This window comes from Shewanella sp. LC6 (genome assembly GCF_006385735.2).
GTDB classification, from domain to species: domain Bacteria; phylum Pseudomonadota; class Gammaproteobacteria; order Enterobacterales; family Shewanellaceae; genus Shewanella; species Shewanella xiamenensis.
In genome coordinates this window covers 4166131-4187605 of sequence record NZ_CP043902.1, presented here as the reverse complement: position 1 = coordinate 4187605, position 21475 = coordinate 4166131, and the positions used below count along the sequence as shown (strand labels likewise).

Below are 21475 nucleotides of genomic sequence, written 5' to 3'. Positions count from 1 at the left end.
AACTCTTACCTTGCTAAAACCTAAAATGAGTAGTCTGTGTGCTTAGCACTATTTAGCTTAATGAGTGCTAGCACGCTTAGTTGAACGTGTGATCTGCACTCGGGAAGGTGCCATTGGCCACTTCTTCAATATAAGCGCGAACCGCCGAGCGGATTTCGCCCGTTTGCTTGAGGTAGTTCTTTGAAAAACGTGGAATATAACCACTCGAAATACCGAGCACGTCGTGCATCACCAGAATCTGACCATCGGTGCTGGCGCCCGCGCCAATGCCAATTACAGGGATAGTTAATGCTTGAGTAATGGCGGTAGCAAGCGATGCTGGAATACATTCAACCACTAACAGCTGCGCGCCTGCCGCCTCTAAGGCTTTGGCTTCATCGAGAATGCGCTGGGCATTTTCAGCATCGCGGCCCTGCACTTTAAAACCGCCAAAAACGTGTACCGATTGCGGGGTGAGGCCCAAGTGGGCGCAGACAGGAATACCGCGCTCGGTCAGTTTAGTAACCGTTTCGAGTAACCAGTGACCGCCTTCCAGCTTGACCATATTGGCACCCGCCTGCATGAGTGCGGTGGCGTTTTCCATGGCTTGTTCTGGCGTGGCGTAACTCATAAACGGCATGTCTGCGATCAGCAGTGATCGCTCGATACCGCGACGCACACAACGAGTGTGATAGGCGATTTCGGCTGTCGTGACGGGCAGCGTATCATCGTGGCCTTGCAGAACCATTCCCAAAGAATCGCCGACCAGTAGCACATCGATGCCTTCGCCGTCGAACGCGCTGGCAAAGCTGGCATCATAGGCTGTCAGAGCGGTGAATTTTCTACCTTCCTGTTTGTATTTCAACAGGGTTGAGCTAGTAACTTTAGACATATGGGTGATCTTCAAACCAAATGGAAGTGGTGTTATAAGCTAACTGGGGGCTGACTTCAATGATCATTGCCCAGTAGTTGTAACTCGGCCAAGAATTTTTCACTGATAAGGCTGTGTAGCGGCGTTTTACAGGGCAACACGAGATCGGGCGCAATGGCAGCTAAAGGAACTAGCACAAAGCTACGTTCTTTCATGCCGTAGTGCGGCACTTTGAGTCTGGGCTCATCGATAATGGCGTCGCCATACAAGAGTAAGTCTAGATCTAATGTTCTGGGCCCCCAACGCTCTTGGCGTACACGGCCTTGGGTATTTTCAATGTGTTGCAGTGCATCTAATAAGGCCAGCGGGGCCAGCTGAGTTTCAAAGCCTGCGACAGCATTGATATAGTCAGGTTGCACAACCTCACCCATTGGCGTTGAACGGTAATAGGGAGATACCCTAAGACTTTGATTTTCAGCCAAGGTGGACAAGGCCGCTACGGCATTGTCCAGCTGTGCTTGGGGATCTTCAAGATTCGCTCCAAGGGCGACAAAGACTTGAGTCATTATTCTTCGGCTTTGGCTGCACTTGGGCGGCGACGGCGACGCTGAGGTGAATTGCGATTACGGCTGCTCGAGGCTTTATTACCGCTGCGGGCAATCGCCAAACGCTCGGTTTCATCCGCTTCAACAAACTGTTGCCACCAGGCTGCACTCTTGGCCAGATTGCCCCCTTCGACTTCGCCACGCAGTAACAGTAAGTCGTATGCCGCTCTAAACTTCGGATGCTCTAACAGTTTAAAGGCGCGCGTGCCTTGGCTGCGCTCAAAGCGAAGTTGTAGTTGCCAGATATCCTTGGCTGGTGTGCTAAAGCGGCGCGGAATGCTAATGGTTTGGCATTGTTGTTCCATCACATCGCCCATTGCGGCGAAAAAGGCATCGTATAAAGTAAGGCCACTTTCAACGGCAATATCTTCGGCGCGTTGGCGCAGTGGATACCAGAGAATCGCCGCATAGAAAAACGATGGCGTGACGGGCTTATCTTCATTAACGCGATCATCCGTACTCTTCATGATGGCTTGCACCATCTTCATTGCCGGACCTTTAGGCGCTTCTTTTAATAGGGCGTCAACCTGAGGAAATAGGGGCGCAAACAGTTTATATTCCTGCATCATCTCAAAGTTTGCCATGGCTTTGCCGGCGAAGAAGAGTTTGAGCACTTCTTCATACATGCGGGCGGCAGGAATATCTTTGAGCAGTGGTGCTAACTGTTTGATTGGTTTAGCAGTTACTTCATCAATTGTCATGCTGAGCTTAGTGGCAAAACGCACGGCTCTGAGCATACGCACTGGATCTTCGCGGTAACGGGTTTCGGGATCGCCAATCAGCCTTAAGGTGCCGGCTTTAAGATCTTCCATGCCACCGCCATAGCTGCGGATAGAGTAGTCGCTAATATCGTAGTAAAGGGCGTTGACGGTAAAATCGCGGCGCTCGGCGTCTTCATCGATTTCTCCATATACGTTATCCCTAAGTAAACGTCCTTCGGCATTAGCTTTAGATATTTTTTCGTTGCTTTCACCGTGGTGGCCACGGAAAGTTGCCACTTCAATGACATCGCGGCCAAATACAATATGGGCGAGGCGGAATCGACGACCAACAACACGGCAATTGCGGAACAGTTTTTTGATTTCTTCCGGCGTTGCATTGGTAACTACGTCAAAATCTTTCGGTTCAAGCCCAAGGAGCAAATCCCGTACACCCCCACCGACTAAATAGGCTTGGAAACCAGCTTTATTCAGTCGATATAGTACCTTAAGCGCATTTTCACTGATTTGCTTTCGGGAAATGGTGTGCGCATCCCGAGGCACGATCGCCAAGCTTAAGCCGCCAGATGTGAGTTCGGGCGTTTGGGGTTCAATCTGAGCTGGAGTTGGAGCGGTCGTTTTAGGCGCGTCTTCAAATAGCTGCTTGCAGAATTGGCTAATACGGCGAAAAATGGGACACCTCGGAATGTATCTGTTATGTGATTAAAAATCTGGCGGCTATGATATACCAATTGCGCACCGATGGGTATATCGCGATTTTTGAGCTATGCCACGACTTAGCACAGCTAAAACGATGCTTTTGGGGCGCAACTCGCCCCACGGGGATTAAGGTGCTATCAAGATTTCCCGCTGCTTAGGAATGGCCGACAGTTGAAACTGCGCCACCGCTTGGGCCAGCATTTGCGGCGCCGTTGTCGGCTCCACTGGCGCTTGGCCTAAAAAGGTGAGGGCGGCATTAAGGCTCGCCTGCGGATGCTGTTTATCGATAGCCTGCGCATGGTTTTGTTTTGACAGCTTAAATCCTGGCATCAAACAGGCGAGGGGTAAGTGCAGCCACTGCGGCGCGCTTAGGCCAAAGGTTTGATACAGGCTTAATTGGCGACAACTGGCTTCGATTAAATCGTAGCCCCGCACCACCTCGGTAATGCCTTGGTAGGCGTCATCCAGCACTACGGCGAGTTGATAGGCATAAAGTCCATCACTACGTTTGATAATAAAATCTTCAGCAGCAAAGGCCCGATCTACAATCACTTTTCCCATCAGGTTATCGGTAAACTCGGCCACTTGAGCGCGATTAACTAGCCGAACCGCACCACTGTGATGTGGCGTGGCTAGCCGATGGCAGCGGCCATCGTAAATCCCACCTATGGCTTGAATTTGTTTGCGGCTGCATTGGCAGAAGTAGGCGTTATCCTCAGCGAGTAACTCATCGAGTTTGGCCTGATAGGCCTCGGTGCGCGCACTCTGGTACAGCACTGTATGATCCCATTCGAAACCATAAGCCTCTAAGGTGCGTAAAATATCATCGGCGGCGCCTGCAACTTCCCTAGGTGGATCAATATCCTCAACGCGTATTAACCACTTTCCTCCCTCTGAGCGCGCCCGCAGATAACTGCCAAGGGCGGCGATTAGCGAGCCAAAATGCAATGCTCCTGAGGGCGAAGGCGCAAAACGGCCAACATAAGGATGTAAAGCGGAAGTGTTGCAAGAGTGAGTCGCCATCATAGGAATTTGCAGGAATAACCAGTCAAAGTGGCTGTATTTTAGGGGGATACTAACAAAAAAGCGAAGTGAAACGAGAGGATGTTTATGCAAGATGCACAAACAAGTAGGCGGGGAACTCCCCGCCTAGGATGGCCGATTAACCCGCCATTTGCTTCTCTTTGATCTCTGCAAGCGTTTTACAGTCGATACACTGATCGGCTGTTGGACGCGCTTCGAGACGGCGAATGCCGATTTCGATACCGCAAGAATCGCAGAAGCCAAAATCGTCTTCTTCGATTTTCTGGAGAGTTTTTTCGATCTTCTTGATCAGTTTACGTTCTCTGTCACGCGCACGTAATTCGAGACTGAACTCTTCTTCCTGCGCTGCACGGTCTACAGGATCGGGAAAGTTTGCTGCTTCATCCTGCATATGACTCAGAGTACGGTCGACCTCCTCACGCAACTGATTGCGCCAAGCTTCAAGAATGATCTTGAAGTGACCCAGTTGCTTAGCGTTCATATACTCCTCACCGGGTTTTTCCTGGTAGGGACTTACACCTGCGATAGCGAGTACGCCAAGTTTTTTGGTGCCTTCAGGCATAACGCATCTCCTGTCATCATTTGCGTTTGTAGGGCGTCCTTAAGAACGGCCGCTATCTATATCAGAATCTTTACAACGAGGCAAATTTTTCGTTTCACCTTGACAGAATTTTTTGACTGCCTTCGCTAATTGAAATGAAAAAGTATTTTACTCAATCTTAACATCATACTCGGACTGGGCATGATTGGGCCAGATGTATCTCATCGGGGGATATTTCGCAGCGATACGCTAGCACTTCTACACCTGATAAAATAGCTTTTTTCAATAGGTTAGAATACTCAGGGTCAATGTGTGCCGCTGGTGCCACACTCATAATGTCAGTATGTTGCACCACAAATAGCAATACGGCTCTGTGCCCAAGGCTGGCCATGTGCATTAATTCCCGTAGATGTTTTTGGCCGCGAAGACTCACTGCATCGGGGAAATAACCTTGTCCATCTTCAAGCAAAGTACAACTTTTGACTTCTATATAGCAGGCGGGTTTTTGAGCCGCTTCCAGCAAGATATCGATACGGCTATTTTCATCTCCGTACTTCACTTCGCGACTTAAGCTGTCGTAACCTTTAAGTTCAGTAATAATACCTTTATTAAGAGCTTCCTCTACTAGGGCGTTGGCATTGCCCGAATGAATACCAATAAGGCCACCCGTTGGTGTAGTCATTAACTCCCATGTGTTGGCATATTTGCGCTTAGGGTTGCTTGAGGTGGAAAACCACACAGTTTCACCGGGGAACAGGCAGTTACGCATTGAACCGGTATTGGGGCAATGCAGGGTGATTTCACTGCCGTCTTCGAGTTGAATATCGGCGAGAAAGCGTTTGTAGCGCTTAAGTAGCTTTCCCGATTTCAGTGCTGGAGTAAAGTGCATGTGATCCCTGTAGCTAGTTGATTCTGGCGCCAAAGACTAACAAATTTCGCAAATGTTTACAGATTTTACCTCGGTAACTTAGGCCGATGGCTTTCAGTCCTAGGCCACTGGCAGTAAACTGCCGCCAACCCCGTTGTATTGTGTGTACCCCAAAAGCCTGAGGATGCAGGACGTCTCACCTCAACTTGTATGGGTATAAGAGCAAGAACAAATTAAAATAAGGACCCCTCATGAGTGAACTTAAAGTGACTGAAGTGATGAGAGTTGAGTTAACCAAAGATGCCCCCGCAGCCCATTGGGGCAAAGCCGATGTGACCTTCAATGGCGAAGGCGCATTAGTCCACTTAGGTGGCGGCGATGAGTTACGCCAAATTCAAATGGCGGCGCGTAAATTACGTAATCAAGGGATTAATACCGTTGCATTGGTGGGTTCTCTTTGGGATCTAAATAGCCAATGGGTCTTCGCCCAAGGGTTTGCCACCGCTAAACCGGGTTACAAAATCCAATGGTGTGGTGATGCCGAAGTACAAGCCGAATTACAACGTCGATTAGAAGTGGCGACATTTGCCCGTCAACTGATCAACGATACCCCTGAAAATCTGTCTCCGGTGAAACTGGCGCAGCAAGCGGCCAAATGGTTAGCCGAACTCGGTGGTGCCAAGGTCAGCTACCGTATTATTGAAGGTGAAGCATTATTAGCAGAGCAGTGGATTGGTATTCATGCTGTAGGTCGCGGCAGTGAGCGCCCACCTGCAATGTTAGAGCTAGACTTTAACCCGCTGTCAGCCGATGCCCCAGTATCTGTTGCCTTGGTCGGTAAAGGGATTACCTTCGACTCCGGCGGTTACAGCATTAAAGCTTCTGAAGGCATGCTGGGCATGAAATGTGATATGGGCGGCGCCGCCACTGTTACTGCCGCTTTAGGTTTAGCGATTAAATCGGGCCTGAACAAACGCGTTAAATTATTCCTGTGCTGTGCTGAAAACCTGATCAGCGGCCGTGCCTACAAACTGGGCGATATCCTCACCTACAAAAATGGCGTGACAGTTGAAGTAGTTAACACCGATGCCGAAGGGCGCTTAGTGCTGGCCGATGGTCTGCAAGCGGCTTCTGCGACGGGTGCTCCTTTTATTATCGATGCGGCAACCTTAACTGGCGCAGCTGTGATGGCGGTGGGCTCTAACTACAACGCGATTTTCTCGCCACAGACAGAAGTGTTACGACTGGCGCAACAAAAAGCTTCGACAGTAGCTGAGCGTGTATGGCCATTGCCACTGGATCCTTGGCATAAAGACATGTGTCCATCGGCTTATGCTGACACGGCAAACAGCCGCCCAGTGAAAGGTGGTGGTGCGGGCGGTGCCTCGAATGCGGCCGGCTTCCTGTGGCGTTTTGTTTCGCCAGAAGCCAAGTGGTTACACGTGGATTTAGCGGCCGCCTTCGAAGATTCTGCTTCTGCACTATGGGGCGCTGGCGCGACCACCCACGGCGTGCTGACCATCAGCGAGCTGATTAAAGGCTAAGTTTGCTTTCGCGACTGAGTTTGCTTTTGCGGCTAAGCTTGCAAGTAAAGCTTCTTATTGTATTAAAACCGCCTTCGGGCGGTTTTTTATTGCATACTTTAGGAATTGGATGTACTTGCTTCTTAAGTTTTATTTGTAATTCAATATTTTATTTCATGATTCTGGCAAAGATGATTGCTTGGGGAAAATGATGCTAAGGATACGTAAAGCGACGCAATTGGATGCAAAGGCCTGCTGGGATATCCGCAATGCAGCCATTAATAAAGGCTGCGCCGGATTTTATGCTCAAGATGACTTAGAGATTTGGACCCAGGGCGAATTGACTGAATCATTTCGCCGTATGGTGGGGGCGCATTTTTATGTGGCTGAAATCCTCAATGAAACAACCCAAGAATCGACGGTTGTGGGCACCATCATGCTGGATGAACCCTATGCTCAGGTCGAGGCACTGTTTGTCTCCCCCGAGGTGATGGGCTTATACCAATCGTATTAAATATCTGTTCATTCAGCGGGAGTTAAACGGGCTTTAGACAAGGCGAAGGCTTGAAGGCATAGTGGCGCTCTGTCGAAAGCCTTAAACGCAGTATAAAGCACGTTCAACCCCGCCCTGCGGGAGCCTCACAGGCATCTCACTCCCGTGTTACATTGACTTAAAAGGGAATAACCATTTCTGCGTCAATGCGCCTTGGATTGAGATGCCTGTGAGGCTCTGAACTGATTAGATATTTAATGTGATTGGTATTAGGTGTTGGCAAGTCGTTATTGCAATTTATTGAAACAAAAGCCTTTAATTTAGGCCTCGCCCAGTTGCGATTAGAGTCGACCTTAAATGCGGTCGAATTTTATCGCCACTGCGGTTTCGGTGGTGAAAGTCTAGAGGAAGAGTCGATTTATTGCTCACCCCGCGGTATCGCCTTGGAATGTATGGTGATGTATAAAAATTTAGCTTGCTAGGGCGCAGAAAAAAAAGCTTCTGCTAGAACCTAGAACCTAGAACCTAGAACCTAGAACCTAGAACCTAGAACCTAGAACCTAGAACCTAGAACCTAGAACCTAGAACCTAGAACCTATTTGGTTCAGCTATGCTAACATACCTAAGGGAATCAACAGAGCAAGCATAGATGTGGAATTAACAGCAAGATGAGGTTGCTGGCATACCCAAGGGAATCAACAGATCAAGATGGGGGAATTAACTCCCAAGAGTATGCCAACTATCGTTCTTTCGCCTGAAATCCCGATGCCAATAAGATTAACTTCAATGGCTTAAATCAAGCTTAATCTATTGCTCAAAAAGGCTTTATTTGATTAAGGCACATCTTAACTCTGTCTTAGTTCGCCTGCGGACTATTAAGCTGTTGGCGTTTTTCCATCAAATCTTTAATCAGTGGTGTAAGGATCAACTCCATTGCGAGGGACATTTTACCACCCGGCACCACCAAGGTGTTAACCCGTGACATAAAGGAGCCTTGGATCATGCTCAAATAATAGGGGAAGTCGACGTTGTTGATGCCGCGAAAACGGATCACCACAAAGCTTTCATCTAGGCTTGGAATATCTTTGGCGCTAAAGGGGTTAGAGGTATCTACCGTCGGCACCCGTTGGAAGTTGATATGGGTGCGCGAAAATTGCGGCGTCATATGCTTAATATAATCGTCCATACTGCGGACAATCGAGCCCATGACTTTTTCGCGGCTATGGCCACGCTCCGATGTATCGCGAATGATCTTTTGGATCCACTCTAAGTTGACGATAGGCACCATGCCGATCAGCAAATCCACATGCTGGGCCACATTGGCATCGCCCGTGACTACGCCACCATGTAAGCCTTCGTAATACAACATATCGGTGTTTTCAGGCAGTGGACGCCATTGGGTGAAGGTGCCAGGCATTTGGTTAAATGGCACAGCTTCGTCAAAGGTGTGTAAGTAGCTGCGGGTTTCACCTTGGCCAGTGGCGCCATAATCGCGAAAGCATTGTTCTAGGCGGGCAAAGTTATTGGCCTCGGGGCCAAAATAGCTCAGGTTACGATTCTCGGCTTGGGATTTACGGATCATCACTTCCATCTCTGCACGGGTATAGTGATGAAAACTATCCCCTTCTACAAAGGCGGCATTGATTCCAAGTTGGCGAAAAATATGACTAAAGGCGGTGGTGGTTGTGGTGGTTCCTGCCCCAGATGAGCCTGTAACTGCAATAATTGGATGTTTTGCTGACATGTTTTCTACCTAGGCACCATAAAGAGCCGCTCAGTGGGAGCGATAAACCGTATAAGCTATTTATACGGCACAGGGATACTAATGGTCAATCTTGCCGTTTGGCCACTTGGTCAGCGTGACGAATGGCAAAGGACTCATCCTCTTCACTGTATTCTAAGACAAGTTTACCTTGTTTAAGTGCTTGTTGGCATTGCACTATTGCGCCTGATAGTTCTTGCTCATCTAGGCTAGTAAAACTTCCATCTTCCACTTGGCCTAACAAATATTCGCGGATCAAATTGACTAAGGTCTCTTTGGGAAGTTGGAGTAAGGCATCATAGGGGATAAGCATTCGGGTTCCTTAAGGTGCCGATGACGCATCATTGGCGAGTAAAAAGTCTAAAATGCGTCGCTCTAAATAATAGCGTGGCTTCCATGGTGTGCCGCCTTCGATAAAACCAACATGGCCGCCATGGGCATGTAACTCATATTCCACATGTTCGGAAAGCTGGCTGGGATGCGGGATGACCTCATCCGTCATAAAGGGATCGTCCTTGGCATGCATAATTAGCGTAGGCTTAGTGATTCGGCTAACAAAGGGTAAGCCGCTGGCGCGGGTATAGTAATCTTCTACACCTAAAAATCCATGGAGCGGGGCGGTGACTTTATCGTCAAAGTCATAAAAAGTATTGAGATTAGCAACTTGGATTGGGGTCAAGGTCATAGTGCCAGCAAGCTCTGGATCATTAAGCTTTTGATTGATCTTATATTGTAACTGCTTGATTAAATGGCTTTGATACACCTTTGAAAAACCACTCTCTAAGCGTTTTGCACATGCCGATAATTGCAGCGGCGCCGACACGACTACAGCGCGACTCAACAGGCTGTGCTCTTGATATTCTCCTTGATATTTGGTTAATACATTGCCGCCTAAGCTGTAACCTACTGCCAATAAAGGTGATTGCGGATAGGTTTGTTGCAGCTGGCTTAGGCTAAACTGCAAATCGTCGGTGTCGCCACTGTGGTAACTGCGGGCGAGACGATTGGCTTCACCTGAGCAGCTTCTATGATGGTGAACCACGGCCGCTAACTCTTGTTCTTTACAGGCTTGCAGAATGCGTCTGGCATAATGGGACTGGGCACTGCCCTCTAATCCATGAATGATAACCACAATGGCTTTACCGATTTCTGGCCTAGCTTGCCAATCTAAATCGATAAAATCGCCATCGGGAAGCTCGAGTCGCTGTCGCTTAAGCACAGGTTTGGCCACTTTAGTGAATACGGGCAAAATGGTTTGTACATGGGGACTTTTGGCCCACCAAGGCGGTGTAAAAGCGTTTGGCATGGGATCTTATCTTGGCATCAACTATTGCTGAAAATTAAAACGTGTGTTTAATTTAGGTTCGCGGTCATTGTAGCACAGTAATTTAACACTAAGCGTCTTGGGGAGACATTGATGAATAGACGAACCTTTTTACTGGGCGCGTTTGCTGGTACAGCGGCGATAGCCCTAGGGGTGAATCTTTATTCTCCCGAATTTAGTCTACCCGATGAAGGCGAGGGGAAAGACTACCGCTTATTATTCAGTGTGCTGTTGCCTGTGATGCTTGATGGGGCTTTGCCTGATGTGGCAACCCATAAGGTGGCGGCGCAAAATCGCACCTTAGATGCCATTAAACAATCGATCGCTGTGTTGCCAGATGAACAGCAGTCCGAGTTATTTGAACTACTCGATATGCTCGAGAATCGCCTTGGATTATTGCTACTGACCTCAAGCATGACGCCACTGTTAATGCGCTCTCCCGCCGAGTTGACCCAAATGCTCGAGACTTGGCGTCACAGCTACTTTGCGTTATTGCAAACGGCTTATTTAGGCCTGCGAGAATTAGTGATGGCCAGTTATTACGCTTGTCCTGAGCATTGGAGCCGACTCCACTACGCCAAGCCTGAGTTGTTCAAATAGGCCTAATTTCTAATAATAACAATAATGTGAAGATGGAGTATTCCAAGTGGCAATCATAGATCCCATAGTGACAGGCTTAAATTCCGGTTGGTTACATACCGATGCCAGTCAGCTGCAAGAAAACCAACAATTTGAAGCCGATGTGGTGATTGTGGGCACGGGCGCAGGTGGCGGCGTTGCGGCGGAGATCCTCACCCAAGCAGGGCTAAGTGTGATTATGATAGAAGCGGGGCCGCTTAAATCCTCCAGCGATTTTAATATGGAGGAGCGGGTCGCGTATCCGAATTTGTATCAACAGGCGGCGGCGATGAAAACCGCCGATAAAGCGATTGGTATTTTCCAAGGTCGCGCCGTGGGCGGCTCGACGACCATCAATTGGACCACCTCCATTCGTACACCAAAGGAAGCCTTAGCCTTTTGGGCACAGCATAAATCGGTAGCCGGACTCGATCCTGAAACCCTCGCGCCTTGGTTCGAGCAGATGGAGCAGCGGCTCAATATCCACGAATGGAATTATGAACCTAACCGTAATAACGGCGCACTCAAGCAAGGCTGTATCAATCTAGGTTGGGATTATACCGTCATTAAACGCAATGTGGCGGGCTGCTGGAATACTGGCTATTGCGGGATGGGCTGCCCAGTCAATGCCAAACAGTCGATGCTAGTCACGACAATTCCGAGTGCATTAGAGAAAGGCGCACAGCTGATTAGTCGCGCCAAAGTCGTTAAAATTGAACACCATAATGGCCAAGTCTTTGCCCTCAAGGCACAGGCGCTCGACGTTAATTTAAGGCCGACTGCGGTTGAGCTGCTGTTTAAAGCCAAACATTATATTTTAAGCGCTGGCGCTATCCACACGCCGACATTAATGATGCGCTCTGAGGTGCCCGATCCCTACCAGTTATTGGGCAAACGAACCTTTTTACATCCCACTGTGCTTTCTGGCGGCGTATTTGCCGATGCGATTAATGCCCACAGCGGCGCACCTCAATCTATCTATTCCGATGAGTTTGTTTGGAAAAATGGCGCAGATGGCGAGTTAGGTTACAAGCTCGAAGTGCCGCCAGTGCATCCGATTTTGATCGCCTCTAAGACCATAGGTTATGGATTAAGCCATGCTGAGTTGATGGCGCAGTTTAATCAGTTGCAGGTGACTATCGCCTTGGTTCGCGACGGTTATCATCCCGACAGCCAAGGTGGACAAGTGCATTTAACCCCAACGGGCTTTAGTTTGGACTATCCACTAACCGACGCCTTTTGGCGGGCTGTGCGGCGAGCCTATGCCAGCATGGCCGAATTGCAATTCTCTGCGGGTGCATTAAAAGTGCTGCCTATCAGCGATGGTATGCCCTATTTGTCGTCATGGAAGGAGGCGAAAGAGAGCATAGCCCAAATGGACTTAGCGCCGCTAAAGACGGTGGTGGCCTCGGCCCATGTGATGGGTGGCTGTCCATTCGGCGAAGATGAAAAGCTCTCTATGGTCAATAGCTATGGGCAGTCACATTATTTGGATAATCTGTCGGTGATGGACGGTTCTATCTTCCCGACTAGTCTAGGGGCCAATCCGCAGCTATCGATTTATGGTATTACCGCGCGCAATGCCACCGCATTGGCGCAAAAGCTCACCGATGGTAAAGGCTGATATTTCCTCGGCCGCATAAGTCAGTCGCTAACACTTATGCGGTCTAAGCCTAATGAGTCGTCTGCTAGCGTTACATGGCGCTAATGGGTAAATGGCCTGTTTTTACTAAGATAATGGTTTCCTCTTCGACAAAAGGAAAATGGCCGCTCATATGGGGGCTGCGTATCCATGTGTGGCGCGGATATTCACCTAGCTCATCTTGAAACTTGCCCGATAACACTAAGATTTCTTCGCCACCAAAATGCCGATGGGGTTGAAATTTTTCTCCCTTAGGCCATTTCACTAATGCGGTATGTTGGTGCTCGAACTCGTGTAACGGCATGACTTGTAAGCCACCAATACCCGGTAACCATGGTGTCTGCTGAGTATTCATTCTGATCAGTTCGAGATCCCGCGGATCGAATTGGTTAAGTTTTACGAAAATCACGCAACCTGTTTGGCTAAAAGGAGCATGTTGGCTCCCGGGGGGATGGCGAAGATAACTGCCCGCGGGATAATCACCGTTTTCATCGGAAAATACCCCTTCGAGCACAAGGATTTCTTCGCCCAGCGGATGCTTATGAGTCGTAAACTGCGAGCCCGCGTCATATTTCACTATGCTGGTGGTGTGCCCTGATTCCTTAGCCTCCCGCTCCAGTGGTTTACGCCACACCCCTTGAGCAGGGCTTGGCAACCAAGGTTGCTGCTCAGTATCAATAACGATACGTTCACTAAAGTTCATATTAAGCATAGTGTTAGACCCGATTTAACCTTTTCTAATGATTAGTTATGTGTCGCTCGTAGTGCATTAACTCGCGAATTTAGTTGCGTCCTGCCATCACGCCGCCATCAACATCCCAAATTGCACCTGTTACCCAGCTGGTGTCATTGGATAACAAAAAGCACACGCTATTTGCCACATCGGCAGGAGTGCCGACTCGTCCAATTGGATGAAAAGCATCAAAGCTTGCAAGCACTTGGTCTCGCTCTTCCTTTGGAATAAAAGCGTTATAGATTGGCGTATTGACCACCGCAGGTGAAACCGCATTGACGCGAATATGCTTGTCCGCCAGTTCCATCGCTAAGTGTTGGGTTAATGCGTGTAACCCGGCTTTTGCCATCGAATACGCCGACGAAGGCGTGGCTTTAACCGCTTGTTTTGCCCACATCGACCCTATGTTCACTATACTACCACCGCCCGCATCGATCATCTTGTGGGTCACGGCTTGGGTAATCCTGAACAGCGCTTTATTTAACCCCATATACAGTTCGTAATCGGCTTCAGTGTGGTCAATAAAGGATTTGGGATTGAAATACCCCGCCGCATTGACGAGATAGCCGACCTTATGCTCGAGTTGGTTGATGTGTGTAATGAGTCGATTAAGATCCGCAGCTTGGTAAAGGTTGGCTTGAAACCCCTCGACCTGTAACTCAGGGGTTGTATTTTCCTGTTTGAGCGCAGCGACGGCATCAGTGAGTTTTTCTTGCTGATTACCCACTATAAGCACTGATACGCCTTGCTTGGCCAGTTGTTTTGCGGTTTCAAAACCGATGCCGCTGCTACCACCGATAATAATGGCGAGATTTGAGGTATTAAATTGCATTTGCTACTCCTAAGTATTATCAAGGTGGTAATCTTAGGGATTCAATAACTATATGAACAGTAAGTACAAATTGGTTAGGCAGGTACTTTTGGGTACATCTTTATGAATAACAATGAAAAAATAATTTCACGCAAATCGCCCCCAGAGCGCTCAGCCCGAATGGTCGAGACGATTTATGGCTGTAAATGGTCATTAACGGTTTATCAGTTGTTGGCAAATGGGATCCAAAGGCCTGGAGAAATGGTGCGTTCGGTTGAGGGACTCTCCACTAAGGTATTGAATCAATGTTTAAAAAAGAACATTGAATTTGGCATCTTAGATAAAATTATTTATAACGAATTACCACCGCGGGTCGAATATCAAGTGACGGAGTTTGGCCAAAAATTTCTGCATATTTTGGATGAGCTGGAAAAATTGCAGCAAGAAATTGATGCGTAATGAGCCGTCTTGACTGGCCAGTTACACAAGATCATCAAGGTAACTTAATGTATTAGGTTTTTGCTCTGTTTGATGAGGGTTAATGGGTATGTCTAAGATCTTACAAGAGGGCGGCTGTTTATGCGGAGCGATTCGTTATCGGATTGAGGGCATGCCCTTCGATGCGGATTATTGTCACTGCCGCATGTGCCAAAAGAGTATTGGGGCAGCCTTTGGTGCTTGGATGGATTTTAACGTGTCGCAGGTGACATGGCTTAAGGGCAACATCACTGAGTTTGCCTCATCAGAATATGTAAGACGCGGATTTTGCGCCCAATGTGGCTGCTCACTGACCTTTCGGCACACTGAGTATCCCGATTATCTCACCCTAACGATCGCCAGCTTGGATGATCCAAATTCAGTGCAGCCTAATTACCATATTTATACTGAGCAGCAGCTGAGCTGGCTTAACATTGAGGATAACTGCCAGCGTTATCCTCAAGCTCGCACTAAGTAAACCTGAGCTCGGGATAAGTAGAGCCGCTGAATAGGCATCTTTTCGGGCCTCTCTGCGTTGCTCTGTCTAACCATAGCTCGCTATGACATACGACAGGGCGCCTTGATATGCGCAAAAATCTGCGCATTCAGTCAGAAAAAAGATTCTTCTTTTCAAAAAAATCATTTATAGCATTGATTTTGATTGTTAAATTTAGATTTTTCCGACACTCGTTATCCCGAGTTCAGGTTAAGTAAGCTGTGCGTGAGGCCAGTTAAGGTGCGATAAGATCTAGCGCAGTAACATCCGCAGCGGATAAACCAAATAGCGCGAGGTAACTCACGAGATTGGTTTGTTGACCGCTAGGCGATAAATCATTGACGGCATGTAAAATGGTGCGCTGCGCCTTGCGTTCCATCATCAACTCAACATCGAGCATTTGCTGATATTCTGCTGCATTCAGGCTGGCTTTGGCGAGACGACGCAAACGGCGATAGGGGGTGAGAAACTTTTCATCCCATTCCCATACTGCATTGACGAGTTGTTGCCATTGCTCGGTTGAATATTCCCGCGGCCCCGCCACATCACTGGTGAGATCTAAATACTGCGCTAGCAGTAATAGATTCACATTTACCTGACAATTATCCTGAAGCTCAAGGCAAAGCACTTTGTTTTGCCCATAGCTCATATCACACCAATGCCAAATTTGGCTGTCTAGCGGGGTTACATTCGACATACGGCTTCCTTGTCAATTAGGCGCCAGCAGACCGGTTATTGGCCCATTAACTCAAGTTCTATTGCATCAATTTCTTCTTGTAGCTCAAGCCATTGCATTTCACTTTCTTCTAGCGTTTGTGTCAAGCTGGTGCGCTCACTGAGTACCGAGGTTAGTTTGGCTTTATTGTCTTGATCATATAATTCGCTATCGGCCAGCAAATGCTCCAGTTCGGCGAGCCGCTCACTGAGCTTTTGCTGATCGGTTTCAAGCTTCGCCTGTTTGCGTTTAAGTGGTGACACCTTTTGGCGTAGCTCTGCTTCTAAGCGCTTTTGCTGCTTCTTATCGACAGCGGGTTTGGTGTCATCGCTGTTGGCCGTTTGGTTGGCACTGGCGGCTTTTGCGGCATCGAGTAACCATTGGTGGTAATCGTCAAGATCGCCATCAAAGGCTTGTACTTCACCTTGGTCAACCAAATAGTAGTCGCTACAGGTTAAGCGCAATAAATGGCGGTCGTGCGATACAATCACCATTGCACCTTCAAAGGTTTGCAATGCCATAGTGAGCGCATGGCGCATCTCTAAATCTAAATGGTTGGTTGGTTCGTCAAGCAGCAACAGATTGGGCCGTTGCCATACCAATAATGCCAACACTAAACGGGCTTTTTCACCACCAGAGAAGGGGCGCACTGGCGAGAGTGCCATATCGCCATTAAAGCCAAAACCACCGAGGAAGTTACGCAATTCCTGCTCGCGGGCATTGGGCGCAAGGCGCACTAAATGTTGCAGCGGCGTATCGTCTAAGCGTAAAAATTCAATTTGATGCTGGGCAAAGTAACCGATATTCAGGCCGGGATTGGGCTCATACAATCCGGTCATCGGTGATAACTGGCCTGATAACAGCTTGATTAGGGTTGATTTACCCGCACCGTTACGGCCGAGCAACCCAATGCGCGCTCCAGGCACTAAGTTTAAATGCACTTTGCTGAGGATTTGCTTATCGCCATAGCCAACAGCCACTTGCTCCATCTTAATCAGCGGATTAGGCAGGGCCTCAGGCGGGCGAAACTCCATATAAAACGGGCTATCTGCTTGAGATGGTAACAGCTCAGTCATCCGCTCCAGCGCCTTTAAGCGGCTCTGCGCTTGTTTGGCTTTACTGGCCTTATAGCGGAAGCGGTCAACAAAAGACTGCATATGCGCCCGTTCTTTTTGTTGGCGCTCAAAGGCGACTTGTTGCTGTGCCATACGTTCAGCACGGATGCGTTCAAAGGCACTGTAGTTGCCTTTGTAAAAATTGAGTTTTTGATTTTCGACATGGACGATTTCATCAACGATTTCATCGATAAAATCCCTATCGTGGCTGATTAAAATCAGCGTGCCTTGATAGGACTTAATCCAACCTTCGAGCCAGTACATGGTATCTAAGTCTAAGTGGTTGGTCGGTTCGTCGAGCAGCAGTAAGTCGGAGCGGCACAGTAGTGCTTGGGCTAGGTTGAGGCGCATCCGCCAACCGCCCGAAAAGCTTTTCACTGGGTTATTTTGCTCTGCTTCGCTAAAGCCTAAACCTGCAAGCAGGGCTCCGGCGCGGGCGCGAATAGCATAACCGCCAATGGCATCGATTTTACCGTGCAAGGTGGCGATCGCATGGCCATCATTATGTTCCTGTGCAATATGCAGATCAGCCTCAAGCTGGCGATATTCTTTATCGCCATCAAGCACATATTCAAGTGCAGACATTTCGAGTGCAGGGGTTTCCTGGGCGACGCTGGCAATCTGCCAACCCGAAGGCATACTAAACTCGCCTTTATCTAAGCTCAGGTGACCCATAATTAATGCGAGCAGTGAGGATTTACCCGTGCCGTTGGCGCCCACTAGGCCGACCTTATGGCCGGGATAAATGGTCAGAGAGGCTTCGTCGAGCAGGGTTTTGCTACCACGGATTAATTGTGCTTGGTTGATGCTGATCATTAACTACAACTTGGTCATATCATGAATGAGTAAGGGTTGTGATGATAACGTACAAGCTCATGGCAAACCACAACTTAGGCCGAGTTGCTGCGTATTTCTTCGACTTTTTATGGCCTAGTGCGATAGCGCTCGACCGCGTGGTCAGGGAGTATGGCAGCACAAGTTTATTCAAGGACTGGCAATAGCTGGGCAGTATGGCAAAATAGCGCCACATTTTCGCCTTAACGCCGATGATTCGCTTATCGCTGGGCGCGTAGCCATTTATAGGTTTGTATCATGACCACTAAAATAAAAAAACGCTTTGTTGCTGGCGCAAAATGCCCTAAGTGCGGCGCGAAAGACAGCATTTTGCTGTTTAAAGAAAACGGTATCGAAACCGTAGAATGTACTGACTGTGATTATCGTGAGCAGCAAACCGATATCAAAGTGACCGAAAAAGCCACGGGCGCCGTCATTGGGGTGTTTAAACCCGACTAGGCTCATCTTTATGAAGCGCCAAACACGTGCTGGCAAAGTATGTAAGAGATTTTATTAACCGCTGCCAATGACCCTCGCATCGTTGTGGGGCTGATATAACTGTATTCTGTCGTCCTATTTTAGGGGCGTACACCCTTATCGATTTCAGCATTACTGGAGACAAAACTCATGACAAACGTGAATGTGGATGTCACGCCGTTAACGACTAAGCCATCACAAGATGGTTTTTATATGCCCGCCGAATGGGCGGCGCAGCAAGCTGTGTGGATGATTTGGCCCTATCGTCCTGATAACTGGCGCGCTGCGGGGGCGTATGCTCAGGCGACTTTCGCTAAGGTGGCCGATGCGATTGGCGCGGCAACGCCAGTGTATATGGGTGTCCCTAAAGCCTTTTTAGCCGAAGCTAAAACGGTAATGCCATCCCACGTTACCTTGGTTGAAATGGACAGTAACGATTGCTGGGCTCGCGATACAGGGCCAACTGTGGTCGTTAATGCTGAGGGCGAATGCCGCGGTGTTGACTGGGGCTTTAATGCTTGGGGCGGCCATAACGGTGGTTTGTACTTTCCATGGGATAAGGACGAGCAAGTCGCGCAGCAAATGCTTGCACAGCATGGTTTTGCCCGTTATCGCGCGCCGCTGATCCTCGAAGGTGGCTCCATCCATGTCGATGGTGAAGGCACCTGTATGACGAGTGCCGAATGTTTACTCAACGCCAACCGTAACCCTGAGCTGACAAAAGAACAGATTGAAGACTTACTGCGTGACTATTTGAATGTTAAGCAGTTTATCTGGTTACAAGATGGCGTTTATATGGATGAGACCGATGGCCATATCGATAATATGTGCTGTTTTGCCCGTCCTGGTGAAGTCATTCTGCACTGGACCGACGATGAAACTGATCCACAATATCCACGTTCAAAAGCCGCGCTCGAAGTGCTGCAAAACACTGTGGATGCCCAAGGCCGTAAGTTAAAAATCCATCTGTTGCCACAACCAGGGCCGCTGTATTGCAGCGAAGAAGAATCAAAAGGTGTGACTGAAGGCACTGGTGTGCCACGTACGGCAGGTGAGCGTTTAGCGGGTTCTTACGTGAACTTTTTAATCACCAATCATCGCATCGTATTCCCGCTGCTTGACCCAGCAACCGATGATATCGCTGCTCAAAAACTGCAAGAAATTTTCCCTGAGCATGAGATTGTGGGGGTGCCAGCCCGTGAGATTTTATTAGGTGGCGGCAATATCCATTGTATTACTCAGCAAATCCCTGCTGGAAAGTAACCCGAGGAGAACAGCATGACGATTGATGTCACTGTTAATACACCACAATTGGCTTTCTGCGGGAGGGCGTAAGATGTTTGAAGTCACTGAAGTTTCTATTGCCGAGCTGCGTGCTGCGCTCGAATCTGGCCGAACTACCGCAGTGGAGTTGGTGAAATCGTATCTCGCGCGGGTTGATGCCTATGACGGCCCTGCGACAAAAACTAAGCTCAATGCGTTAGTGGTGCACAATCCCGATGCGCTGAAAGAAGCTGAAGCCTCAGATGCGCGCCGCGCTCGAGGTGAAACCTTAAGCCCGCTCGATGGTATTCCTTACACCGCTAAGGACAGCTATTTGGTGAAGGGACTGACGGCGGCGTCTGGCAGCCCAGCATTTAAAGATTTAGTGGCCCAGTACGATGCTTTTGCCGTCGAGCGCCTACGCGCCGCGGGTGCCATTTGCCTAGGCAAAACCAATATGCCACCTATGGCTAATGGCGGCATGCAGCGTGGTCACTATGGCCGCGCCGAAAGTCCATACAATGCTGATTATCTTACAGCACCCTTTGCTTCGGGCTCTTCTAATGGGGCGGGCACGGGCACGGCGGCGAGCTACTCATCATTTGGTCTTGCTGAAGAAACTTGGTCGAGTGGTCGAGGCCCTGCGTCCAATAATGGTTTATGCGCCTATACGCCGTCTCGCGGCGTGATTTCCGTGCGTGGTAACTGGCCGCTAACCCCGACCATGGATGTGGTTGTGCCCTATACCCGCACAATGGCGGATATGCTCGAAGTGCTCGATGTGATTGTGGCCGACGACCCAATCACCCGTGGCGATCTCTGGCGTCTACAACCTTGGGTTAAAATCCCTAAAGCATCGACAGTTCGCCCAGAATCCTATCTAGCGCTGGCGGCTAGCGCCGATACGCTTAAGGGTAAGCGTTTTGGTGTGCCGCGTATGTACATCAATAAAGATGAATTGGCTGGCACCAGCGAAAATCCGGGTATTGGCGGCCCAACGGGTCAACGGATCCATACCCGCCAATCGGTGATCGATCTGTGGGAAGCCGCGCGTAAAGCCTTAGAAGCCGCTGGCGCCGAAGTGGTTGAAGTGGATTTTCCGCTGGTTTCCAATTGCGAAGGCGACCGCCCTGGTGCGCCGACGGTGTTTAACCGTGGTATCGTTACACCTCAGTTCCTGCATGATGAGTTATGGGAACTCTCAGGTTGGGCGTTCGATGAATTCCTGCGTGCTAACAATGACCCTAAACTCAACAAGCTTGAAGATGTGGTGGGGCATTTGATATTCCCCCATGATCTTGGCACCTTGCCAAATCGTGAAGGTGACTTAGCGGCAGGCATGGAAGAGTACGTCAACATGGCTAAGCGTGGCCTTAAATCCTTCGAACAGATCGACAGTATTCCCGATGGTCTGCGTGGTTTAGAAAAGACCCGTAAGCTGGACCTTGAAGATTGGATGGACGGGCTAAAGCTTGATGCCGTGCTGTTCCCAACGGTGGCCGATGTGGGGCCTGCCGATGCCCATGTGAATCCAGCCTCTGCCGATATTGCGTGGAGTAACGGGGTTTGGGTGGCAAATGGTAACTTAGCGATTCGCCACTTAGGCGTACCAACTGTGACTGTGCCTATGGGCGTGATGGCTGATATTGGCATGCCAGTGGGTTTGACCTTTGCGGGCCGTGCCTACGACGATAATAATCTGCTTAAATTTGCCGGTGCATTTGAGTCAACAGGTAACAGGCGCATTATTCCGCCGCGTACACCAAAACTGAGTCAATAAGCGCTAAACTGACAAATATAGACTTAGCTTAATCTTAGGGATTTATCTTGCTAGAGATTTAGCCCCATATAACGGCAAAGTATAGA

General features: G+C 48.9%; 21 protein-coding genes and 2 pseudogenes. 10 read left to right on the top strand and 13 right to left on the bottom strand.

Annotated features, from left to right (window positions below; genetic code table 11):
* Window positions 1–76: 76 nt before the first annotated feature.
* The 6 genes from panB to sfsA all read right to left on the bottom strand — a co-directional run bounded on the left by panB (window position 77) and on the right by sfsA (window position 5347).
* Complete coding sequence (gene panB, locus FJD32_RS18800) at window positions 77–871, bottom strand: 3-methyl-2-oxobutanoate hydroxymethyltransferase (RefSeq protein WP_037429053.1); 795 nt, start codon at window positions 869–871, stop codon at window positions 77–79.
* 56 nt (window positions 872–927) lie between these two features.
* Window positions 928–1416 (bottom strand): 2-amino-4-hydroxy-6-hydroxymethyldihydropteridine diphosphokinase, encoded by a 489-nt coding sequence (gene folK / locus FJD32_RS18795; RefSeq protein ID WP_088586095.1) that lies wholly within the window; start codon window positions 1414–1416, stop codon window positions 928–930.
* On the bottom strand, window positions 1416–2717 hold the full coding sequence (locus tag FJD32_RS18790) for a polynucleotide adenylyltransferase PcnB (RefSeq protein ID WP_037414638.1): 1302 nt from the start codon (window positions 2715–2717) through the stop codon (window positions 1416–1418). The genes folK and FJD32_RS18790 overlap by 1 nt, the downstream gene beginning before the upstream one ends.
* A 282-nt stretch (window positions 2718–2999) precedes the next feature.
* Window positions 3000–3896 carry a tRNA glutamyl-Q(34) synthetase GluQRS gene (gene gluQRS, locus FJD32_RS18785; RefSeq protein WP_088586988.1) on the bottom strand — a complete coding sequence of 299 codons (897 nt, stop codon included), beginning with the start codon at window positions 3894–3896 and terminating at the stop codon, window positions 3000–3002.
* Window positions 3897–4035: 139 nt separating this feature from the next.
* The gene (dksA, locus tag FJD32_RS18780) at window positions 4036–4479 is read right to left on the bottom strand and encodes an RNA polymerase-binding protein DksA (protein WP_037414555.1); all 444 of its coding nucleotides are present in this window, start codon (window positions 4477–4479) and stop codon (window positions 4036–4038) included.
* Between the two features lie 163 nt (window positions 4480–4642).
* The gene (gene sfsA / locus FJD32_RS18775) at window positions 4643–5347 is read right to left on the bottom strand and encodes a DNA/RNA nuclease SfsA (RefSeq protein ID WP_088586094.1); all 705 of its coding nucleotides are present in this window, start codon (window positions 5345–5347) and stop codon (window positions 4643–4645) included.
* A gap of 230 nt (window positions 5348–5577) precedes the next feature.
* Between sfsA and pepB the strand changes: the two genes are divergently transcribed.
* From pepB to FJD32_RS18760, 3 genes and pseudogenes are all read left to right on the top strand, one after another.
* Window positions 5578–6870 carry an aminopeptidase PepB gene (gene pepB, locus FJD32_RS18770; protein WP_088586093.1) on the top strand — a complete coding sequence of 431 codons (1293 nt, stop codon included), beginning with the start codon at window positions 5578–5580 and terminating at the stop codon, window positions 6868–6870.
* A 190-nt stretch (window positions 6871–7060) separates the two neighbouring features.
* Window positions 7061–7348 (top strand): annotated as a pseudogene (locus tag FJD32_RS18765) (N-acetyltransferase); the annotation flags it as partial.
* 263 nt (window positions 7349–7611) lie between these two features.
* A pseudogene (locus FJD32_RS18760) lies at window positions 7612–7824 on the top strand (GNAT family N-acetyltransferase); the annotation flags it as partial.
* 374 nt (window positions 7825–8198) lie between these two features.
* Here FJD32_RS18760 and FJD32_RS18755 read toward each other — a convergent pair.
* From FJD32_RS18755 to FJD32_RS18745, 3 genes are all read right to left on the bottom strand, one after another.
* Window positions 8199–9086, bottom strand: a complete 888-nt coding sequence (locus tag FJD32_RS18755; RefSeq protein ID WP_011071167.1) for a phosphoribulokinase — start codon at window positions 9084–9086, stop codon at window positions 8199–8201.
* Between the two features lie 85 nt (window positions 9087–9171).
* Window positions 9172–9417 (bottom strand): YheU family protein, encoded by a 246-nt coding sequence (locus FJD32_RS18750; protein ID WP_037429042.1) that lies wholly within the window; start codon window positions 9415–9417, stop codon window positions 9172–9174.
* A gap of 9 nt (window positions 9418–9426) precedes the next feature.
* A complete protein-coding gene (locus FJD32_RS18745; RefSeq protein ID WP_088586091.1) occupies window positions 9427–10410 on the bottom strand; it encodes a hydrolase in 984 nt (327 codons plus the stop codon).
* Between the two features lie 111 nt (window positions 10411–10521).
* Here FJD32_RS18745 and FJD32_RS18740 point away from each other — a divergent pair, with 111 nt between their 5' ends.
* Together FJD32_RS18740 and FJD32_RS18735 are read left to right on the top strand one after the other, a co-directional pair.
* Complete coding sequence (locus FJD32_RS18740; protein ID WP_047539290.1) at window positions 10522–11028, top strand: hypothetical protein; 507 nt, start codon at window positions 10522–10524, stop codon at window positions 11026–11028.
* A gap of 46 nt (window positions 11029–11074) precedes the next feature.
* Window positions 11075–12670 carry a GMC family oxidoreductase gene (locus FJD32_RS18735; protein ID WP_055648273.1) on the top strand — a complete coding sequence of 532 codons (1596 nt, stop codon included), beginning with the start codon at window positions 11075–11077 and terminating at the stop codon, window positions 12668–12670.
* Window positions 12671–12740: 70 nt separating this feature from the next.
* Here the strand turns inward: FJD32_RS18735 and FJD32_RS18730 are convergent, their stop codons facing one another.
* Together FJD32_RS18730 and FJD32_RS18725 are read right to left on the bottom strand one after the other, a co-directional pair.
* Window positions 12741–13400 carry a cupin domain-containing protein gene (locus tag FJD32_RS18730; RefSeq protein ID WP_088586090.1) on the bottom strand — a complete coding sequence of 220 codons (660 nt, stop codon included), beginning with the start codon at window positions 13398–13400 and terminating at the stop codon, window positions 12741–12743.
* Window positions 13401–13470: 70 nt separating this feature from the next.
* The gene (locus FJD32_RS18725; RefSeq protein ID WP_088586089.1) at window positions 13471–14253 is read right to left on the bottom strand and encodes an SDR family oxidoreductase; all 783 of its coding nucleotides are present in this window, start codon (window positions 14251–14253) and stop codon (window positions 13471–13473) included.
* A gap of 102 nt (window positions 14254–14355) precedes the next feature.
* Here FJD32_RS18725 and FJD32_RS18720 point away from each other — a divergent pair, with 102 nt between their 5' ends.
* Together FJD32_RS18720 and FJD32_RS18715 are read left to right on the top strand one after the other, a co-directional pair.
* Window positions 14356–14691 carry a helix-turn-helix domain-containing protein gene (locus tag FJD32_RS18720; RefSeq protein WP_088586088.1) on the top strand — a complete coding sequence of 112 codons (336 nt, stop codon included), beginning with the start codon at window positions 14356–14358 and terminating at the stop codon, window positions 14689–14691.
* 88 nt (window positions 14692–14779) lie between these two features.
* Window positions 14780–15187 (top strand): GFA family protein, encoded by a 408-nt coding sequence (locus FJD32_RS18715; protein ID WP_088586987.1) that lies wholly within the window; start codon window positions 14780–14782, stop codon window positions 15185–15187.
* 253 nt (window positions 15188–15440) lie between these two features.
* On the opposite strand, the gene FJD32_RS18710 is transcribed toward FJD32_RS18715, so the two are convergent.
* Both FJD32_RS18710 and FJD32_RS18705 read right to left on the bottom strand, forming a co-directional pair.
* Window positions 15441–15902 carry a DUF2390 domain-containing protein gene (locus FJD32_RS18710; RefSeq protein WP_055648275.1) on the bottom strand — a complete coding sequence of 154 codons (462 nt, stop codon included), beginning with the start codon at window positions 15900–15902 and terminating at the stop codon, window positions 15441–15443.
* A 35-nt stretch (window positions 15903–15937) separates the two neighbouring features.
* Window positions 15938–17851 carry an ABC transporter ATP-binding protein gene (locus tag FJD32_RS18705; protein WP_088586087.1) on the bottom strand — a complete coding sequence of 638 codons (1914 nt, stop codon included), beginning with the start codon at window positions 17849–17851 and terminating at the stop codon, window positions 15938–15940.
* Between the two features lie 276 nt (window positions 17852–18127).
* Between FJD32_RS18705 and FJD32_RS18700 the strand changes: the two genes are divergently transcribed.
* From FJD32_RS18700 to FJD32_RS18690, 3 genes are all read left to right on the top strand, one after another.
* Entirely contained in the window at window positions 18128–18328 is a 201-nt protein-coding gene (locus tag FJD32_RS18700; protein WP_011071175.1) for a YheV family putative zinc ribbon protein, read from the top strand.
* Window positions 18329–18496: 168 nt separating this feature from the next.
* Window positions 18497–19609 carry an agmatine deiminase gene (gene aguA, locus FJD32_RS18695; RefSeq protein WP_055648277.1) on the top strand — a complete coding sequence of 371 codons (1113 nt, stop codon included), beginning with the start codon at window positions 18497–18499 and terminating at the stop codon, window positions 19607–19609.
* Window positions 19610–19682: 73 nt separating this feature from the next.
* Window positions 19683–21389 (top strand): amidase, encoded by a 1707-nt coding sequence (locus FJD32_RS18690; protein ID WP_088586086.1) that lies wholly within the window; start codon window positions 19683–19685, stop codon window positions 21387–21389.
* Window positions 21390–21475: the final 86 nt, after the last annotated feature.

Excerpts from the sequence above, each read along its gene's own strand:
- FJD32_RS18750 (WP_037429042.1), bottom strand. The coding sequence starts at position 9,417 with ATGCTTATCCCCTATGATGCCTTACTCCAACTTCCCAAAGAGACCTTA.
- FJD32_RS18710 (WP_055648275.1), bottom strand. The coding sequence starts at position 15,902 with ATGTCGAATGTAACCCCGCTAGACAGCCAAATTTGGCATTGGTGTGAT.
- FJD32_RS18725 (WP_088586089.1), bottom strand. The coding sequence starts at position 14,253 with ATGCAATTTAATACCTCAAATCTCGCCATTATTATCGGTGGTAGCAGC.
- dksA (WP_037414555.1), bottom strand. The coding sequence starts at position 4,479 with ATGCCTGAAGGCACCAAAAAACTTGGCGTACTCGCTATCGCAGGTGTA.
- FJD32_RS18740 (WP_047539290.1), top strand. The coding sequence starts at position 10,522 with ATGAATAGACGAACCTTTTTACTGGGCGCGTTTGCTGGTACAGCGGCG.
- FJD32_RS18715 (WP_088586987.1), top strand. The coding sequence starts at position 14,780 with ATGTCTAAGATCTTACAAGAGGGCGGCTGTTTATGCGGAGCGATTCGT.
- FJD32_RS18730 (WP_088586090.1), bottom strand. The coding sequence starts at position 13,400 with ATGCTTAATATGAACTTTAGTGAACGTATCGTTATTGATACTGAGCAG.
- FJD32_RS18700 (WP_011071175.1), top strand. The coding sequence starts at position 18,128 with ATGACCACTAAAATAAAAAAACGCTTTGTTGCTGGCGCAAAATGCCCT.
- FJD32_RS18720 (WP_088586088.1), top strand. The coding sequence starts at position 14,356 with ATGAATAACAATGAAAAAATAATTTCACGCAAATCGCCCCCAGAGCGC.
- sfsA (WP_088586094.1), bottom strand. The coding sequence starts at position 5,347 with ATGCACTTTACTCCAGCACTGAAATCGGGAAAGCTACTTAAGCGCTAC.
- folK (WP_088586095.1), bottom strand. The coding sequence starts at position 1,416 with ATGACTCAAGTCTTTGTCGCCCTTGGAGCGAATCTTGAAGATCCCCAA.
- FJD32_RS18755 (WP_011071167.1), bottom strand. The coding sequence starts at position 9,086 with ATGTCAGCAAAACATCCAATTATTGCAGTTACAGGCTCATCTGGGGCA.
- FJD32_RS18705 (WP_088586087.1), bottom strand. The coding sequence starts at position 17,851 with ATGATCAGCATCAACCAAGCACAATTAATCCGTGGTAGCAAAACCCTG.
- panB (WP_037429053.1), bottom strand. The coding sequence starts at position 871 with ATGTCTAAAGTTACTAGCTCAACCCTGTTGAAATACAAACAGGAAGGT.
- aguA (WP_055648277.1), top strand. The coding sequence starts at position 18,497 with ATGACAAACGTGAATGTGGATGTCACGCCGTTAACGACTAAGCCATCA.
- FJD32_RS18690 (WP_088586086.1), top strand. The coding sequence starts at position 19,683 with ATGTTTGAAGTCACTGAAGTTTCTATTGCCGAGCTGCGTGCTGCGCTC.
- FJD32_RS18745 (WP_088586091.1), bottom strand. The coding sequence starts at position 10,410 with ATGCCAAACGCTTTTACACCGCCTTGGTGGGCCAAAAGTCCCCATGTA.
- pepB (WP_088586093.1), top strand. The coding sequence starts at position 5,578 with ATGAGTGAACTTAAAGTGACTGAAGTGATGAGAGTTGAGTTAACCAAA.
- gluQRS (WP_088586988.1), bottom strand. The coding sequence starts at position 3,896 with ATGGCGACTCACTCTTGCAACACTTCCGCTTTACATCCTTATGTTGGC.